This window comes from Pigmentiphaga soli (assembly GCF_039541095.1).
GTDB lineage: Bacteria > Pseudomonadota > Gammaproteobacteria > Burkholderiales > Burkholderiaceae_B > Pigmentiphaga > Pigmentiphaga soli.
The window spans coordinates 35,494-54,458 of record NZ_BAABFO010000032.1 but is presented as its reverse complement, the minus strand read 5'-3'; the positions used below and the strand labels follow the sequence as shown (position 1 = coordinate 54,458).

12 protein-coding genes are annotated in these 18,965 nt (G+C 71.7%); 10 read left to right on the top strand and 2 right to left on the bottom strand.

Going from position 1 to position 18,965, the window contains the following annotated elements; genetic code table 11:
* Both ABD927_RS22290 and thiD read right to left on the bottom strand, forming a co-directional pair.
* On the bottom strand, positions 1-518 hold a 518-nt coding region (locus ABD927_RS22290), incomplete at its 3' end, for a thiamine phosphate synthase (RefSeq protein WP_345252087.1).
* A gap of 58 nt (positions 519-576) precedes the next feature.
* Positions 577-1,503, bottom strand: coding sequence for a bifunctional hydroxymethylpyrimidine kinase/phosphomethylpyrimidine kinase (gene thiD / locus ABD927_RS22285; RefSeq protein ID WP_345252086.1), 927 nt, complete (start codon positions 1,501-1,503; stop codon positions 577-579).
* A 245-nt stretch (positions 1,504-1,748) separates the two neighbouring features.
* Between thiD and ABD927_RS22280 the strand changes: the two genes are divergently transcribed.
* From ABD927_RS22280 to ABD927_RS22235, 10 genes are all read left to right on the top strand, one after another.
* Complete coding sequence (locus ABD927_RS22280) at positions 1,749-1,913, top strand: rubredoxin (RefSeq protein WP_124079575.1); 165 nt, start codon at positions 1,749-1,751, stop codon at positions 1,911-1,913.
* Between the two features lie 195 nt (positions 1,914-2,108).
* Positions 2,109-2,684, top strand: a complete 576-nt coding sequence (locus ABD927_RS22275; protein ID WP_425570339.1) for a YqgE/AlgH family protein — start codon at positions 2,109-2,111, stop codon at positions 2,682-2,684.
* Positions 2,677-3,141, top strand: a complete 465-nt coding sequence (gene ruvX / locus ABD927_RS22270; protein ID WP_345252084.1) for a Holliday junction resolvase RuvX — start codon at positions 2,677-2,679, stop codon at positions 3,139-3,141. Before ABD927_RS22275 ends, ruvX begins: the two co-directional genes overlap by 8 nt.
* A gap of 118 nt (positions 3,142-3,259) precedes the next feature.
* Positions 3,260-3,793 (top strand): bifunctional pyr operon transcriptional regulator/uracil phosphoribosyltransferase PyrR, encoded by a 534-nt coding sequence (gene pyrR / locus ABD927_RS22265; protein ID WP_345252083.1) that lies wholly within the window; start codon positions 3,260-3,262, stop codon positions 3,791-3,793.
* Positions 3,786-4,733 (top strand): aspartate carbamoyltransferase catalytic subunit, encoded by a 948-nt coding sequence (locus ABD927_RS22260; RefSeq protein ID WP_345252082.1) that lies wholly within the window; start codon positions 3,786-3,788, stop codon positions 4,731-4,733. Before pyrR ends, ABD927_RS22260 begins: the two co-directional genes overlap by 8 nt.
* A 6-nt stretch (positions 4,734-4,739) precedes the next feature.
* The gene (locus ABD927_RS22255; protein ID WP_345252081.1) at positions 4,740-6,032 is read left to right on the top strand and encodes a dihydroorotase; all 1,293 of its coding nucleotides are present in this window, start codon (positions 4,740-4,742) and stop codon (positions 6,030-6,032) included.
* Between the two features lie 5 nt (positions 6,033-6,037).
* The gene (locus tag ABD927_RS22250) at positions 6,038-6,790 is read left to right on the top strand and encodes a lysophospholipid acyltransferase family protein (protein WP_425570340.1); all 753 of its coding nucleotides are present in this window, start codon (positions 6,038-6,040) and stop codon (positions 6,788-6,790) included.
* Positions 6,791-6,957: 167 nt separating this feature from the next.
* Positions 6,958-9,075 carry a CHAT domain-containing protein gene (locus tag ABD927_RS22245; RefSeq protein WP_345252079.1) on the top strand — a complete coding sequence of 706 codons (2,118 nt, stop codon included), beginning with the start codon at positions 6,958-6,960 and terminating at the stop codon, positions 9,073-9,075.
* A gap of 215 nt (positions 9,076-9,290) precedes the next feature.
* Positions 9,291-11,078, top strand: coding sequence for a ShlB/FhaC/HecB family hemolysin secretion/activation protein (locus ABD927_RS22240; RefSeq protein ID WP_345252078.1), 1,788 nt, complete (start codon positions 9,291-9,293; stop codon positions 11,076-11,078).
* 38 nt (positions 11,079-11,116) lie between these two features.
* A complete protein-coding gene (locus ABD927_RS22235) occupies positions 11,117-18,838 on the top strand; it encodes a two-partner secretion domain-containing protein (protein ID WP_345252077.1) in 7,722 nt (2,573 codons plus the stop codon).
* Positions 18,839-18,965: the final 127 nt, after the last annotated feature.

Here is an 18,965-nt window from a genome sequence, read left to right as displayed (position 1 = left end):
GCGCCGTGCCCGGCCGGCGCGGCCGCAGGCGCTCCCTGGCCGGGCCACGCCAGCGCGCGAGCCGCGGTCAGCAGCGCCAGCGGCGCCCGCACGGCGGCGGGCTTGGTGGGGGAGTCGAAGACCGCGCCGAAGGCTACGTGGTCGGCGCCGGCCGCCAGCGCCGCGCGGGCGCGGTCCAGGCTGTCGTAGCAGGAGGCCCCCAGGTACAGCGCCGGGCCCGCGGCGCGGCGGGCCTCTCCGATGTCGCCGTCGTCCTTGCCCAGGTGGGCGCCGTCGGCGCCCAGGTCGAGCGCCAGCCGCCAATCGTCGTTGACGATGAAGACCACGCCCAGCCGGGCGCAGGCGTCGCGCAGGGCCTGCGCCTGCGGCCGCCGGGCCGCCGGCGCGATGTCCTTGCGGCGCCATTGCAGCATGCGCATGCCGCCGCGCGCCGCGGCTTCCACCGCCGCGACCAGGCGGTCGGTGTCGTCCCATTCCGGCGTGATGCCGTACAGGCCGCGGATCGCGGGGAAACTCATCGGACCATCCTCCTGCCGCTACGCGGCGGCGTTTTCCGGGTGGCCGTGCGGCGGGCGCTCACGACGGCAGCCCGCCCGACGGCGGCGACGGCACGATGCCGTCGGGGGCGGGGCTGCCGCCGCCCTCGCCGGTGTCGCCGGTGTCGCCGGCAGGCTGGCGGGCCCAGAAGAAGCGGTCGGGCAGCAGCCGCCCCATGCCGGGCTGGAAGCCGGCCGACAGCGCCTGCCACAGGTATTCCTGGGCCTCGGCCACGGCGTCGCGCACTTCCATGCCGCCGGCCAGCAGGGCGGCGATGGCGGCCGAGAGGGTGGCGCCGGCGCCGCGGAAATTGCCGGCCAGCCGCGGCCATTCGTAGCGGACCGGGTCCGCCTCCGGCTCGGCCGTCAGCAGGGTGTTGACCACGCGGCCGTCGCCGCCGCGGTGCAGGCCGGTGCCCAGCACCCAGCCGGCGCCCAGCCGCAGCAGCGCCCGTTCGGCGCTATCGTCGTCGGACTCCAGCTCGACCAGGCCGTCGGCCACCAGCCGCGCCGCCAGCAGGTTGTCGACCACCACCAGGGTGGCCTGCGGCACCAGCAGCTCCAGCGCCGCCGACAGGGCTTCCTCGGCGGAGTCCTCGGTTTCGGCGTCGGTCACGCCCGGCGGGTCGGCGCCCAGGTGCAGCACCACCGGCACCGAGGCGTAGTCGGCCAGCACCTCGGCGATCGCGCTGGCGGCCTCGGCCGTGAGCAGGCCGCCGATCTTGAAGGCGCGCACGGGCATGTCTTCGAGCAGGCTGCGGGCCTGGTCGTCGATCCAGTCGGCGGCGACCGGCTCGGCGTCTTCGAGGCCGGCCGAATCCTGCACGGTCAGCGCGGTAACCACCGTCAGCGCGTGGCAGCCCATGCTGGCGCAGGTAAGCAGATCGGCCTGGATCCCGCTCCCTCCGCTCGGGTCGGAAGGGGCGAAGGTCAGTACCAGCGGCGGAGTAAGGGCGGAAGCAGGCAAGCGCGTACCGAAAAAATGAGCAGAATCAAAGAAATATCCCAGGCCCCACCCGGGGCGCCGCGGATCCGGCTCCGCCGGTCCGCCAGCGCCGCCCCCTGAGGGGGAGGCGCGCAGCGCCTGGGGGGGAGCCCTCTCGGAGGCGCGAAGCGCCTAGGAGGTGGGCCAGGTTAAGATGCGAGATTCTAATGTAAGCCCGCAAGTTCCCGCCGTGGGGGGGAACACGGGTGCCCGAGCGAACGAGAATCATGCGTACCTGGATGTGTCTGATCTGCGGCTGGATCTACGACGAGGCGGCCGGCCTGCCCGAAGAGGGCATCGCCCCCGGCACCAAGTGGGAAGACGTGCCGCCCAACTGGGTCTGTCCCGAGTGCGGCGCCCGCAAGGAAGACTTCGAAATGGTAGAGATATAAGGCCCCCCTGCGCGCTTCGCGCGTCCCCCAGGGGCGATGCGGGCGGACCGGCAGGGAAGCCCTCCCCCATGCGGCCTATGGCCGCCCCCCCTCAAGGGGGCGATGCGGGCGGACCGGCGGAGCCGGATCCGCCGCATCCTGGATGGGGGTGGGGGCTGGCGGGGGGCAAGCCGGATGCGCGGCGGGCGCATTACAATGGCGGCCATGAATGATCGCAGCGCCATCGACCTCTCCAATCAATTCCTGATCGCCATGCCGGGCATGGTCGATCCGAATTTCGCTGGCGCGGTGGTTTACGTGTGCGAGCACACGCCCAAGGGGGCGCTGGGGCTGGTGATCAACCGGCCTACCGATCTCACGCTGGCCTCGCTGTTCGAGCGGATCGAACTGAGCCTGGAAGGCTCGGCCTCGGCCGAAGAACCGGTATTTTTCGGCGGGCCGGTGCAGACCGACCGCGGCTTCGTGCTGCATGCGCCGGTGGGCGCCTACAACTCGTCGATCCGGGTGGGGGAACTGGCGCTGACCACCTCGCGCGACGTTCTGCAGGCGGTGGCCGACGGCGGCGGGCCGCGGAAAATGCTGGTCACGCTCGGCTATGCGGGCTGGGAGGCCGGCCAGCTCGAAGGCGAGATCTCGGCCAACGCCTGGCTCAACGTGACCGCCGACGCCGGCATCATCTTCGACGTGCCGCCCGCGCAGCGCTTCGGCGCCGCGCTCAAGCTGCTCGGCATCGACCCCATCATGCTGGCGGGCGAAGCGGGCCATGCCTGACGACACCCTGCTGGCATTCGACTACGGTACCCAGTTCATCGGCGTGGCCATCGGCAACACGCTGTCGGGCCAGGCGCGGCCGCTGGAAGTCTTCCCCAACACCACGCGCGACGCCCGCTTCGGCCGCGTCGCCCAGCTGCTGCAGGACTGGCAGCCCACCCGGCTGGTGGTCGGCCTGGCGCTCGACGGCGACGGCGGCGAACTGCCGATGACGGCGCAGTGCCGCCGCTTCGCGCAGCAGCTCAACGGCCGCTTCGGCCTGCCGGTGGACCTGGTGGACGAACGCGGCACCAGCATGGCGGCACAGCAGGCGATGGGCCGCCGCGCCGGCCAGCGGGTCGACGCCGTGGCCGCCGCCATCATCCTGCAGGATTACCTCGACGCCCGGCGATCGGCAGCCGCCGGCGGCGCTTCCATTCAGCACTCCATGGCGCGCCGCGCCTTCCCCGAGGAATGAAACCCACCACGCCACCCACCCAGGATGCGGCGGATCCGGCTTTGCCGGTCCGCTCGCATCGCCCCCTTGAGGGGGCGCGCGAAGCGCGTAGGGGGTGGGCCCATCCCATGAGATCGTCATGACCACCGCTCCCCCTTCGCCCGACGCCGAGGCGCTGTACGCGCGCCTGCTCGACGCCGTGCGGGCCATGCTGGCCGGCCTGCCCGCCGGCCAGGCCCACCTGGTCGGCATCCATTCGGGCGGCTCCTGGCTGGCCGAACGGCTGCACCGCGACCTCGGCCTGCCCGGCCGCCCCGGCATGCTCGACATCAGCTTCTACCGCGACGACTTCGCGCGCATCGGCCTGCATCCGCAGGTCAAGCCCTCGGCCATCGGCTTCGACGTCGACGACCAGCACCTGCTGTTGATCGACGACGTGCTCTACACCGGCCGCACGGTGCGCGCGGCGATGAACGAGCTGTTCGACTACGGCCGGCCGGCGTCGATCAGGCTGGCCGTGCTGATCGACCGCGGCGGGCGCGAGCTGCCGGTGGCGGCCGATTTCGTGGCCGCGCAGGTCGAGCTGGCGCCGGGCCAGACCATCGTGCTGTCGCGCGACGGCGACCGCTTCCGCCTGGATTTCGAAGCCCCGCAGGAGCCGCGCAATGCGTAACCCCCAGCTCAACAGCAACGGCGAGCTCACCCACCTGCTGACCACCGAGGGCCTGCCGCGCGAGATCCTCAGCCAGATCCTGGACACCGCCGAATCCTTCGTGCCGCTGGCCGACCGCGACATCAAGAAGGTGCCGCTCTTGCGCGGCAAGAGCGTGTTCAACCTGTTCTTCGAGAACTCCACGCGCACCCGCACCACCTTCGAAATCGCCGCCAAGCGGCTGTCGGCCGACGTCTACAACCTGAACATCAACGCCTCCTCCACCAGCAAGGGCGAGTCGCTGCTCGACACCATCAACAACCTGGCGGCCATGCAGGCCGACATGTTCGTGGTGCGCCACGCTTCCAGCGGCGCGCCGCACCTGATCGCGCAGCACGTGGCGCCGCACGTGCACGTCATCAACGCCGGCGACGGCCGCCACGCGCACCCCACCCAGGGGCTGCTCGACATGTACACCATCCGCCACTACAAGAAGGACTTCACCGGGCTGACGGTGGCCATCGTGGGCGACATCCTGCACTCGCGCGTGGCGCGCTCCGACATCCACGCGCTGACCACGCTGGGCGTGCCCGAGGTGCGCGCCATCGGCCCGCTGACGCTGCTGCCGTCGGGGCTGGAACAGATGGGCGTGCGCACCTTCACCGATATGGCCGAGGGCCTGAAGGGGGTGGACGTGGTCATCATGCTGCGGCTGCAGAACGAGCGGATGCGCGGCGCGCTGCTGCCGTCGGCGCAGGAATACTTCAAGCACTACGGCCTGACCCAGGAAAAACTGGCGCAGGCCAAGCCCGATGCCATCGTCATGCACCCGGGGCCGATGAACCGCGGGGTCGAGATCGACTCGCCGGTGGCCGACGGGCGGCAGGCCGTCATCCTGAACCAGGTGACGTTCGGCATCGCGGTCCGCATGGCCGTCATGAGCATCGTCGCGGGAGCCTGACAAACGATGAAGATCCACATCCAGGGCGGCCGCCTGATCGACCCGGCCAACGGCGTCGACGCGGCGGCCGACGTATTCGTCGCGGCCGGCCGCATCGTCGGCGTGGGCGCGGCGCCGGCCGGCTTCGTGGCCAACCGCACCATCGACGCGCGCGGGCTGGCCGTTCTGCCGGGGCTGGTCGACCTTTCCGCGCGCCTGCGCGAGCCCGGCTTCGAGCACCGCGCCACGCTCGAATCCGAGCTGCAGGCGGCGCTGGCCGGCGGCGTCACCAGCCTGGTGCTGCCGCCCGATACCGACCCGGTGCTCGACGAGCCCGGCCTGGTCGAGATGCTCAAGCACCGCGCGCGCCAGCTCAACCAGAGCCACGTCTATCCGCTGGGCGCGATGACGGTCGGCCTCAAGGGCGAGATCATCACCGAGATGGCCGAGCTGGCGGAAGCCGGCTGCGTGGCGTTCTCCCAGGCCGACACGCACATCACCGATACCAACGTGCTGCTGCGCGCGATGCAGTACGCCCGCACCTTCGGCTACGCGCTGTGGCTGCGGCCGGAAGACCCGTGGCTGGCGCGCGAAGGCGTGGCCGCCAGCGGCGCGATGGCGTCGCGCCTGGGCCTGGCCGGCATTCCGGAACAGGCCGAGACCATCGCCCTGCATACCTTGTTCGAACTGCAGCGCGCCAGCCGCGCCCGCGTGCACGTGTGCCGCATTTCGAGCGCCGCCGGCATCGAGCTGGTGCGCCGCGCGCGCGCCGAGGGCCTGCCGGTGACCTGCGACGTGGCGGCCCACCACGTGCACCTGACCGACGCCGACATCGGCTATTTCGACGCCCACTACCGGCTGGCGCCGCCGCTGCGCAGCCAGCGCGACCGCGACGCGATCCGCGCCGGCCTGGCCGACGGCACCATCGACGCCATCTGCTCCGACCACACGCCGGTCGACGAAGACGACAAGCTGCTGCCCTTCGGCGAGGCCGCGCCCGGCGCCACCGGGCTGGAGCTGCTGCTGTCGCTGGCCGTCAAATGGGCGCGCGACGCTGGCCAGCCGATCGCCACCGCGGTGGCGCGCGTCACGGCCGACCCGGCCCGGGTGCTGGGCGACCGCGCGCTGGCCACCACCGGCCGGCTGGGCGTGGGCGCGCTGGCCGACCTGTGCCTGGCCGACCTCGACGCGCACTGGACGGTGACCGAGCAGACGCTGCTGAGCCAGGGCAAGCACACGCCCTTCCTCGGCATGGAACTGCCGGCGCGGGTGGTGGCGACGCTGGTGGGCGGCCACATGGCGTACGAAGCGGATCGCTGAACGTGTTGCATCTGCTGCGTTTCATCGTCCGGTTCATCGCCGTGGCGCTGTGGGTGCTGTTCGGCATCGTGCTGCTGGCGCTTTATTACAAATGGTCCGCCGTGGCTACCCAGGATCGCCTGAACCGCTGGTGGTCGCGCTGGCTGCTGCGCCTGTGCGGCGTGCGCGTGCGGGTGCGCGGCAGCCCGCCGCCCGCCGGCGCCGCGCTGGTGGTCGCCAATCACGTGTCCTGGCTCGACATCTACGTGCTGGCCAGCGTGCGCGCCACGCTGTTCGTGGGCAAGCGCGAGCTGCGCGACTGGCCGGTGCTGGGCTGGATGATCGCCGCGGTCGGTACCATTTTCATCGAACGCGGCAACCGCCGCGCGGTGCACCAGGTCAGCCTGGCGATGCAGGAGCGCTTCGACCGCGGCCAGCTGGTGGGGCTGTTTCCCGAGGGCACCACCTCCGACGGGCTCGACCTGCTGCCCTTCCACGCCGGCCTGTTCGAGGCGGCGCTGCGCACGGGCGTGGCGGTGCAGCCGGTGGCGCTGCGCTACTTGCACGCGGGGCGCCGCAGCGGCTTTGCCGCCTACACCGGCGACGAATCGCTGCTGGGCAATGCCTGGCGGGTGCTGGGCGACGGCCGGGTCGAGGTCGAGGTGGACTACGCGCCGCCGCTGGCCACCGCCCCCGAGGCGCCGGAAGCCGCCAGCCGCCACGCCCTGGCCGAAGCCGCGCACCGCACGATACGCGCCGCCGTGATACGTCCGGATTGAGCGATTTACCTCTTTAGCCCTATGCCTTCCCGGCGGCCTATGCCCTATTGAATATAGGCATGCCCCGCCTGGCTCCCTAGACTCTGTGCCCATGTCCGCGGCGGGCGGCGCACCCGCCGGCCGGATGCGCCGCCGTCGCATCCCGCGGACGGCGATGGGGAGCGACGATGCATTGGGCGAAAGTTTCACGCTGCCGGCGCGCAGCGCTGGCGGCCGCCGCGCTGTGCGCGGCCTGGACGGCGGCGCCGGCATGGGCGCAGGAATCGGATGCCAGCGACGCGGCCGCGCAGGCGGCGCAGTCCCGCCTGGCCGACGCCGACACGCTGCTGGCGCTGACCCAGGACGGCGCCATCCTGTATGCCAGCGACGCGGTCAAGCTCAACGGCTACCAGTACTGCAGCCAGGCGGTGTCGCTGGCCGAGCAGGGCGAGTTCCGCGAAAGCGTGCGCGCCGCCAGCAAGGCCATGCACGTGGCCGAGGCCACCGACGATCCGAACCTGCGCGCGCTGGCCAACCGCGACCTGGCCATCGTGTACGGCTACTCCGGCCAGCTCGACAAGGCAGAGAGCTTCGCCCGCGACGCGCTCAAATACCCCGCCAAGGAACCTGAAAAAGTCGCCGGCCCGGTCAACAAGGTACTGGGCGACGTGGCCATGCGGCGCGGCAACTACGCCGAGGCGGTGCGCCACTACGACGACGCGCTCAAGGCCAGCTCCAAGAACTACGCGCCGCTGGTACAGGCCTCGCTGGTCAACGCGCTGATCGAATCGGGCGACGCGGCGCGCGCGCGCCAGCTGCTGGAAGCGATGCCGCCGCCCACCGAGCCCGCGCTGCTGGCGCAATACCGGCGCACCCAGGCGCGCCTGCTGCTGGCCGAAAACCAGCCGCAGGCCGCGGCCGAACTCTACCGCCGCCTGACCACCGGCAAGACCGGCACCGACAGCGGCTATTACCAGATGTGGGCCTGGGAAGGCCTGTCGCGCGCCGAACAGGCGCTGGGCGACAAGCGCGCCGCCGCCGCCGCGCTGGGCCGCGCGCTGGACGACGTCGATTCGGTGCGGGCGCGCTTCCGCAGCGACGAGTTCAAGATGGGCCTGTTCTCCGACGTGCAGACGGTGTTCGAGCGCGCGGTCGAGCTCTACAGCGACGTCGGCGACGACGCCACGGCGTTCGAGATCAGCGAGCGCAGCCGCAGCCGCGCGCTGCTCGATGCGGTGCGCGGGCGCGGCGACGTGCCGCCCGAGGCCACCGCCGTGCTTGGCGTGCAGGCGCTGCAGCGCATGCTGGCGCCCGACGAACGCGTGATCGAATTCCATTCGCTGCCCGACCGCCTGCAGGCCTGGGTGGTGGGCCCGGACCAATTGAGGCCGGTGTCGATCCCGATCGGGCGCGACGACCTGGCCAAGGTGGTGGACGGCTTCCGCGACCTGATCGTCAACGGCAAGCGCGGCGCGGTGGCCGCCGCCGACCGGCTCGGCAAGGTGCTGGCCGCGCCGCTCGGCCTGGCCGCGGGCCAGCGGCTGATCGTGGTGCCGCATGGCGCGCTGCACTATCTGCCGTTCCAGGCGCTGCGGCTCGATGGCCGTTACCTGATCGAAGACCACCCGATCTCGGTCTCGCCGTCGATCAGCATCGCCGCGCAACTGGCCCAGCATACGCCGCGCGCGCCGGCCGACCTGATCGCGTTCGGCAATCCGCGCGTGGGCGACGAGTACGAGCTGCCGGGCGCGGCGCGCGAAGTGCAGGAGGTGTCGCAACTGTTCCCGCAGCACACGGTGTACACCGGCGTGCAGGCCACCAAGACCCAGTTCCGCGAAGCGGTGGCGCAGGCGCCGGTGATGCACGTGGCCGCGCATGCGCAGGCCGACCTGGTCGACCCGCTGTATTCCAAGATCCTGCTGGCCAACGAAGACGGCCGCCAGAGCTTCCTGGAAGCGCGCGAGGTGCTGGGGCTGGACATGCGCCGCACCGCGCTGGTCACGCTGTCGGCCTGCGAATCGGGCCTGGGCCGCATCGCGCAAGGCGACGAAGTGCTGGGCTTCACGCGTTCCTTCCTGGCGGCCGGCACCTCCACGCTGATCGCCTCGCTGTGGCCGGTGTCGGACGACGCGGCCGAACTGCTGATGCGCACGCTGTACGCCGAACTCTCGCGTGGCGCCGACGTGCAGCGCGCGATGCAGGCCGGCCAGCTGGCCGTGCTCAGGCAGGCCAGGATGGCGCATCCCTTCTTCTGGGCACCGTTCAACCTGATAGGCAATTGGCGCTTGCAAGTAGGGGATGAATGAGGCCCACCCCTACGCGCTTCGCGCGCCAGGGAAGACCCACCCCTACGCGCTTCGCGCGCCCGGGGGGAAAGTCCACCCCTACGCGCTTCGCGCGCCCCTCAAGGGGCGATGCGGGCGGACCGGCGGAGCCGGATCCGCCGCATCCTGGAGGAGGCTGCGGTGCGGGGTCATGTGGAGAGGGGGGCGGCGAACGCCATGGAGCAATTAGGATGATCGTGGCAACAACAAGCTATCGGCCGCGCATCGGCGCGGCCATGCGCAAGACGGCGCTGCGGCGCGACGTCGCGGCGCTTGCGGCAGGGGCCGCGCTGGCGGCCATGCTGGCGCCGGCGGCTGCGCAGGACGCGCTGCGGGCGGTGCCGCCGCGCGATGCTACCCAGTCGGTGCCGTCGCTGCGCGGGGCCGAACCGTTTCCGGTGATGCCGGACGCGGGCGGCTGCTGCGGTGCGCCGCCCGCGGTGGCGCAGGCGCCGAGCCAGCAGCTGCCGCAATCGACCACGCCCAAGCCGGCCGGCAGCTTCCGGCTGCAAGCGGTCAGGTTCAGCGGCGCGACCGCGGTCGATCCGGCGGAACTGGATGCGCTGGCCGCCGCCTACGTCGGCCGCGACGTCACGCTGGGCGACCTGGAGCAACTGGCCCAGCAGGTGACCGGGCTGTACCGCAGCCGCGGCTACTTCCTGGCCCAGGCCCTGGTGCCGGTGCAGACGGTGCGCGACGGCGCGGTCGAGATCAGCGTGGTCGAAGGCCGCCTGGGCAAGGTCGAAGTCAACGTGGCCGACGATGCGCCGATTACGGAGGCGCGGGTGCGCGGCTTCCTGGCGGCCCTGCGGCCGGGCGAGGCGGTCAACGCCGCGCGCTACGAGCGGGCCATGCTGCTGCTGTCGGACCAGCCCGGCATCAAGGTGGCCTCGGGGCTGGAAGAAGGCGTCGCGCCCGGCACCTCCGACCTGGTGGTCGACGTGACCGCCGCGCCGCGCGTGTCCTTCGCGATCGACGGCGACAACCACGGCACCCGCGAATCCGGCCGCGTGCGGGTCGGCGGCACGATGCGGGTCAACAGCCCGCTGGGCATCGGCGACAACCTCGACCTGCGCGCGATGGTGTCCGACGGCAATGCGCTGAACTACGGCCGCGCGTCGTACGAGGCGCCGCTGGGCCAGGACGGGCTGCGGCTGGGCCTGGGCGTGTCGCGCGTGCGCTATGAGCTGTCCGGGCCGCTGGCCGCGCTCGGCGCGCAGGGCCGCGCCACCGTGTTCGACGCCTCGCTCAACTACCCTCTGATCCGCCAGCGCAACCAGAACCTGTTCCTGCGCGCCGGCCTCGATCAGAAAGACCTGAAGGACGACCTCGACGCCTATGCCTACACCGCCGACAAGCGCGTGCGCGGCCTGGGCCTGGGCTGGAGCTGGGAACTGCGCGACAGCCTGCTGGGCGGCGGCTACTGGGCCAGCACCGGCACGCTGTACCGTGGCCGCCTGGATATCCAGGACGACCTGACGCGCGCGCTCGACCAGGGCGCGCTCGGCTATCACACCGAAGGCGGCTTCACCAAGCTGACCTGGCAGTTCTCGCGGCTGCAGGCGATCGCCGCGCGCCACACGCTGTACGTGTCGGTGGGCGGCCAGTTCGCCAGCCGCAACCTCGACGCTTCCGAAAAGCTGGCGCTGGGCGGCGCGCGTGCGGTGCGCGCCTACCCCTCCAGCGAAATGCTGATGGACGACGGCGTGATCGGCACCATCGAATGGCGCTGGGCCGCCACCGAGGATCTGACGCCCTACCTGTTCTACGACGCCGGCCGCGGCAAGCTGGCGCACTCGCCGCTGCCGACCGACGGCGACAACACCCGCAGCATGCAGGGCTACGGCGTCGGCGCGGTGTGGTCCAGGCCGGGCAATTTCTCGGTCAACGTATCGCTGGCCTGGCGCAACAACAGCCCGGCGCCGGTCACCGACGGCGGCGACCGCAAGCCGCGCATCTTCGTGCAAATGCAGAAAGTGTTTTGAAACGGGCGCCGTCTCCGCACGGCGGCCGGGAGAATGCCATGACCGTACCGACTTTCCGCCCGCAGCCGCGAGCCATCCATCGAACCGCCCGCCGCCGCGGCTGGCCCATGCGTCCGCTGGCCGTGGCGCTGGCGGTGATGGGCGGCTCGGCGGCCGCGCAGCCGCCGCTGCCCGACGGCTTCAACCCGATCATGGGCGGCGTGACCAGCAGCGTCAGCGGCAACGCCATGTCGCTCACGCAGGCCGAACAGCGCGCCATCGTGCAGTGGAACACCTTCTCCATCGCCGCCGGCCACCGCGTCGACATCAGCCAGCCCGGCGCCAGCGCCATCATGCTGAACCGCGTGACGGGCGGCGAGCTGTCGGAAATCGCCGGCACGCTCACCGCCAACGGCCGCGTGTTCCTGGTCAATCCGGCCGGCGTGCTGTTCGGCAGCGGTTCGCAGGTGAGCACCGGCGGCCTGGTGGCCACCACGCTGAACATTACCGACGACGATTTCAAGGCCGGCCGTTTCGTGTTCGAGCGCGACGACGCCAACCTGAACTCGATCGTCAACCAGGGCCGGCTCACGTCGGCCGGCGGCACCATCGCGCTGATGGCCGCGGTGGTCGACAACCAGAACCTGATCCAGGCCGACGGCGGCGTGGTCGGCCTGGTGTCGGCGCGCAAGGTCACGCTGGATTTCGAGGGCGACGGCCTGACGACCTTCCGGCTGGACCCTGATGCCAAAGCGAGTTCGGCCTCGATCACGCAGGGCGCGGCGGCGCTGGCGCAGGCCGACGGCGGCCGGGTCGCCGTCATCGCCGACTCCAGCCAGGTCGCGCAGCAGGTGGTCAACCTGGCGGGCACGGTGCGCGCGCGGTCGCTGTCGGTACACAATGGCGAGGTGGTCCTGGGCGCGGCCGGCAACGAGATCGACGTGACCGGCAAGATCGACGCCACCAGCGGCGAGGCGGGCGCCACAGGCGGCAGCGTGACGGCCACGGCCGGCACCGTGCTGCTCCAGGAGGGCGCCGTCATCGACGCCAGCGGCGAGGCGGGCGGCGGTACCGTGACGCTGAGGGCCACTGCCAGCCCGGACGAGCTGCCCGAAGGCGGGGTTTCGGGCGTGGGCGTGGAGGCCGGCGCGGCGATCCATGCCGACGCCACCGTCCGCGGCAACGGCGGACAGATCGTGCTCGACGGCGGCAGCGCGCCTGCCGGTTCCTATAACGACGTCGTCGACCGCGGCCTGCTGTACCTGGGCGGCGCGCTGTCGGCCAACGCGGCCGGGCAGGGCGATGGCGGCCTGGTGGCGCTGTCGGCCTCGCAGTTGCGAGTCGCCGGCGCCGACGTTTCCGCGGCCGGCGCCGGCGGCGGGGCCAATGGGCTCTGGCGCATCGCCTCGGAACTGGCCGTGGAGGTCGGCGACGCGCAACTGCCGTCCAACCCGGAAACCCACTACGTCGATTCGGGTACCGTCAGTGTCGTGCAGGACGACGCGATCGGCGCAGCGCTCAGCCGCAATACCGATGTCAATCTCTTCAGCACCAGCACGGCGGCGGACGACTACGGGCTCAGCGGCGGCGTGATCTTCATGGACGGCTCGAGCGTGCTAAAGGATGGCGGCGGCGCCGCCACGCTGACGGTCGATTCGTCGCGCCACATCATGATGGCGAACGGTTCCCGCATCGAATCGACGGCCGGCGCGCTCAACGTCGACTTCGATACCGACATGCGCGGCGACACGATGGGCCGCAGCGATGTCGCCGAATACGGCGGCGCCATCGTGCTCGACGGCGCCACGATCGCCAGCAACGGCGGCAACATCCGCTTCTACGGCCAGGGCGACCCGGACAAGGGCAGCGCCACCGGCGGGGTGGCGGTCTGGGATCTCGACGAGAGCCATTCGGTGTACGAGTATTACGAAGGCATCCAGATCAGGGGGAGCACGGTCTCGGCCTGCGATGCCGGCTGCGCGGGCGGCGGCGCGATCATGATGCGCGGCAGCGGCACCAGCCGGCTGGACTTTTTCGACGGCAGCACGCTCAGCTGGAGCGGCAGCGTCGGCATCGACCTGCGGTCGTCCACGCTGTCGGCCGGCACCGGCGGCCTGACGCTGGAAGGCCAGGGCGGGCTGGGCGTGGCCGGCGTGGCGGTGGGTCTGGACTATGCCGCCGACGTGCCGACGCTGCCGGCGCTGAGCTCGGCGGGCGACATCCGGATCGTGGGTACCTCGACCGATGCGACCGGATACGACACCAACTACCTGATCAACTCCGACATCCTGCCCGGCGTCTGGATCGCGGCCACCGACGTGCGAGCCGCCGGCGACGTGCTGATCCAGGGCACCGGCTCCGACCTCAGCGCGATGACGGCTTCCGAGGCGTTCCGCGACCAGTCCAGCAGCGGCATACCGGCGATCGATGGCGTCGACCTGGTCGCCTCCCGCATCGAGGCCGGTCCGAACAGGACGTTGACCATCACCGGCACGGCCGGCAGCGCTGGATTGGTCATGGGCGAGGGCGAATGGGAGGAGGAAGGCTCGCGCGGCGTCGGCATCGCCGGCATCTCCGGCGCCGACTTCCTCAGCGACGCGTTCGCCGGCGGCTACATCTACCTGCCGCCGTCCGTCACCCTCGACGGCCCGACGCGCCTGGCCGCCGAGGGCGGCGTCATCCATATCGACGCCGGGGACGGCGACATCGTGCTCGGCGGCAGCGCCGGCGGCCTGCTGTTCGACGTGGGCGCCACCGGCCGCGACGGTGGCCGCATCGTAATGAATGCCCACAACATCGGCGTATGGGGCGGCGTCGAACTGGCGGCCGACGGCGCTTCCGGCGGCAGCATTCTGCTGTCAGGCACGAGCGTGGCGGTGTTCGACCAGGACGTCTATGCGCATGCCGACGCCACGGCGGACGGCGGCAACGGAGGCCGCATTACGCTGGCCGGCGACGACACTCTCTTCGGTTACGGCCGGGCCTCGGCGCGTGGCAACGGCAACGGTTCCGGCGGCCAGATCGAGCTGTTCGGCGCGGCCTTCGACGTGAGCGGCTTCCGCGCCGACGCCTCGACCGGCGCCGGCGGCATGGCGGGCACCTGGGTCATCGACCCGCACAACATCGACGTCGTGCACGGCGACGCCAGCGGCAGCTACGCCGGCGGCTTCTACGACGCCGGCTTCTACACGCTGTCCGACGCCCGGATCCAGGACGGCGACATCAACGCCGCGCTCGATTCGGGCACCAACGTCATCCTCTACACCGGCACCGGCGGCGCCGACGACGATGGCCAGATCACCATCCAGTCGGGCGTGTCGATCCTGCGCAGCGCCGGCACTTCGCCGCTCGAACTGAGCTTCAACGCGCACACCAGCATCGAGGCCCGCAGCTTCTCGATAGATTCGACGGCCGGCGCGCTGAACGTCTACTTCAACAGCAATGCCGACGGCACGCAGCCGCTCGATGGCGGCGTCCTGCTGCAAAACGCGATCATCACCACCAATGGCGGCGAGCTGATGCTGTACGGCCAGAGCGACCGCGCGGCGGGCATGGCCAGTTCGCAGAAGCTGTCGCCGATCTACCTGGATAACGTCGTCATCGACACCCGCGTCGGCCAGGACGACATGCGCGCCGGCGGCAGCGTGACGATGCGCGGCGCCGGCATCTCGACCGTCGGCATCCAGGCCACCGACACGGTGATCCAGTCTTCCACCGGCAAGGTGACGCTGTTCGGCACGGCAGGCGACGTGACCGGCACCTATGGCGGCGGCGTGCGGCTGAGCGGCACCGTGGACAGCACCCCCAGCACCCGCATCGAGACCACCAGCGGCGACATCGCCGTCACCGGCCTGAGCCAAAGCACGTCGAGCGGCGGCGACGATGGCGTGGCGATCAACGGCAGCATCTTGCGTTCGGTGGATGGCACGATCGACGTGCGCGGCCGTGCGCAGGATACCGAAGGCAGCGCCGGCGTGGTGATGGAAGACGCATCGCTGGTGGTGGAAACCGGCCGCGTATTCGTGACCGGCCAATCGGCCAGCGGGGCCGGCATCGACCTGCAGGGCGGCACCGCCGGCCTGGGCTACGCCATCGACGGCGGCGAGCAGGCCCTCGTGCTGCGCGCCGACAACGGCGGCGGCACCAACGCCATCGTCATCGGCGAAGGCGTACGCTCGAACACGGTGATCAACCTGCGGCCGGGCGGCGTCGACGACGATGGCAACGTGGTCGAGCATCCCAATACCGAAATCTGGCTGGGCGCCGCCGGCGCCGGCTTCTCGCTGTCGGGCGCGGACATGGCCAATCTGGTCTCGGCCGGCGTGGTGGTGGGCAGCGACATCCAGTCCGGCCTCATCCGCGTCCTCGGCCCGGTGGAGATGGAAACGCCCCTGACCTTGCAGGCCGAAGGCGGGGGCGGCGCGATCGCCATCGGCGGCAATATCAATACATCGCGCCTCGGGCTGCTGGCCGACCTGGACGTCAACCAGATCTCCGGCAGCATCCTGGCGAGCAATCTGCTGGCGAGGTCGGCCAGTGGCAACGTGACCTTGACGTCGGTCACCAACGGCGCCGAAGTGGTGGCCGGCGGCGCGGCCGGCGATTTCCGCTATGCCGGCAGCGGCAACCTGTCCATCGGCAGCACCCAGGCGGCCGGCTACGCCGCCGTGGCCGACGCGGAGCAGGCGCGCAGCGGCATCGGCATCGGCGCTCGCCGCGTCGTGGCGCAGACCGTCTCCGGCGACCTGACCGTGGCGCAGACCGTGACCGGCCAGACAGGCGCCACGCTGCAGGCCGGCGGCGGCGCGCTGATTCTGCAGCAGGGCGTGCAGGCCGCCACGGTGGCGTTGCTGGCGGACCGCGACGTGTCGCAACTCGACGGCGCCGCCGTCGCCGCCGGCAATCTGCTGGCGCGCTCCGTCAGCGGCGACGTCGTCCTGCTGGACGCGGCCAACGCCGTCGGCACGCTGGCCGGCGGCGCGGGCGGCGCCTTCCAGTACGCCGACGCCGACGGGCTCACGCTCGGCATGATCACCGCCGATGGCCATTCCGCGACCGGCGCGCTGCAGCTGGTCATGGCCGGCGGCGTGGCGGCGCCCTCGACCCAGATCCTGGCCCGGGCCGGCGATCTCATCGTGGCCGCCCTGACCTCGGGCACGAACGAGCTCGGCCTGCAGGCGCAGGGCGGAAACCTGAACCTGAACGCGTCGCTGCAAGGCGGCTCCGTGGCGCTGCTGGCCCAGGGCGACATCGTGCAGAGCGTCCCCGGCGGCATCACGGCGGCGTCGCTGCTGGCCCTCTCGGACACCGGCAGCGTGGCGCTGACCTCGCTGAATAACCAGGTCGGCACGCTGGCAGGCTCGGCGGTAGGGGATTTCCGTTATGCCGGCATCGGCGACCTGTCGGTCGACACCGTCAGCGCCGAGCTGCTGGACCTGTCGCTGGCGCCGTCGGTGTCCTTCGCCACGCTGTCGGCCGACGGCGTGCAGGCCGACCGCGTGATCGTGCAGACCGTGAACGGCAATCTGTCGGTGGACCAGGACGTGACCGGCCAGACCGGCGTCACGCTGCAGGCCGATGCCGGTTCGCTGACGCTGTCGCGGAATGTGCAGGCCGCCAACGTGGCGCTGCTGGCGGCGGGCGACGTGTCGCAGGGTATCGAAGCCGGCATCACGGCCGACAATCTGCTGGCCCGTTCGACCGGCGCCAATGTGACCTTGACCGGCATGAACAACGCCGCCGGTACGCTGGCCGGCGATGCGGCCGGCGCCTTCCAATACATCGACGCCGACGCGCTGACGATCGGCGCGGTCACCGCCGACAGCCAGTCGGCAACGGGCGCGCTGCAAACCGCCTCTGGCACCGGCGTGGCGGGCGATGCCACGCAGGTCGTCGCCCGCAGCGGCGACCTCGGCGTCGAGGCCGCCGCCTCCGGCACCACTTCTCTCGGCCTGCAAGCCGAGGCCGGCGACCTGGACATCGGCGCCGCCGTGCAGGCCGGCACCGTCGCGCTGCTGGCCGGCGGCAACGTCACGCAAAGCGGCGGCGGCATCGCCGCGACCTCGCTGCTGGCCCGCGCCGGCAGCGGCGACGTGACGCTCGCCGCCGACGGCAACGACGTCGGCACGATCGCCGGCACGGCGCAAGGCGACTTCCACTACGCCGGCGCTGGCGACCTGTCGATCGGCGCGGTCAGCGCGGAAGTGTTCGATGCCTCGGGCTCGCCGCGCGGAACCGTCTCCGATACGGCCAACGGCGTGCAGGCCGGCGGCGTGACCGTGCAGGCGAGCAGCGGCAACCTGTCGGTGGACCAGGCGGTGACCGGCCAGTCCGGCGTGACGCTGCAGGCCGATGCCGGCGCGCTCATGCTGTCGCGCGGCGTGCAGGCCGACAGTGTCACGCTGCAGGCCGATGGCGACATCGCGCAGGGCGGCAGCGAGGGCATTACGGCGTCGTCGCTGGCCGCCGATTCGGCCATCGGCAGCGTCGCGCTGTCGTCGACCGCCAATCAGGTAGATACCCTCAACGGCAGCGCCCAGGGCGACTTCCGCTACGACGGCACCGGCCCGCTGTCGATCGGCGCGGCCGCCGCGCCGGCCAGTGCCCTGGCCAGCATCGTCGCGCTGGCCGCGTCCGGCCCTGCCGGCGTCGCCGCCGGCGGCACGGTCATCGTCCATACCGTATCCGGTCCCATCGACGTGGTGTCGGCCAGCAGCGCCGGCGGCGGCATGACGCTGCAGGCCGACGCCGGCGCCATCACGCTGGCCGCGCCCTTGCAGGCCGACGGCATCGCGCTGCTGGCCAGCGGCGACGTGGTGCAGTCGGCCGGCACGCTCACGGCGAACCGCCTGCTGCTGCGCTCGACCGCCGGCAGCGTCGACGTGCAGCAGGACGGCAACGTGGTCGGCACCGTTGCCGGCCAGGCCGCCGGATCGCTGGCCTACGTCAATAGCGACGCGCTGACCATCGGCACCGTCGCGGCCGACTCGGCGGGCAGCGCGGGCGCCGTGGTCCCGGTCACCGTGGCCGGCGCCTCGTCGGCCGCGACGCTCATGCGCACGCTGGCCGGCGACCTGACGCTGGACGGCCCGATCGGCGGCCAGACCGCCGACCTGGTCGCGGCCGCCCTGTTCCAGAACCCCAACGGCGCGCCGATCGACACGGCCGGCGCCTGGCGCGTGTGGGCCGATACCTGGCGCGGCGAAAACCGCGGCGGCCTGGCCGGCTCGGGGCCGATGCCGAACCTGTACAACCGTTCCTATGGCAGCGCCTCGGTCAGCGACGGCGACGATCATTTCATCTACCGCGAGCAGCCGGTGGTCACCATTACGCTGGACAGCGCGAGCCGCGCGGCAGGGCTGCCCAACCCGGCGCTCGGCTACACCGTGTCCGGGCTGCCGGAGGGCGACTCCGGCGCCGGCATCAGCGGCGTGGTCGGCACCGACGCCACCGCCACCAGTCCCGCCGGCCGCTATGCCGTCGTCGCCACCACGCCGTTCGTATCGGCCGAAGGCTATGCGATCAACGTGGTGCCGGGCGTGCTGACCGTCGGCAGCTACACGATCCCTACCGTCGACATCCAGCGCGAATTGCCCACTACCTATACCTACGACCGCAACATCGCGCCGGTGGCGATGTGCTATGCCACCGGGCCGCTGGAAGGCGACCGCATCGACCAGGTCGGCGACGTGTTGTCGCGAGAATGGTCGCGCGTGCGCACGCGGCCGAATCTCACCAACTGCGTGTCGACGGACCGGACCAACGCCTGCTCGAATTTCTGATGCGGGGCCGCTCCAGGCGGCCGCTGCGGGATGCGGCGCCAGGCCGCTCCGGGGGCGCTGCGCGGGGCCGCTTCGATGGGACTGCGCCAGGCCGCTTCGGGGCTGCGCAAGGCCGTCATCGGGCCTT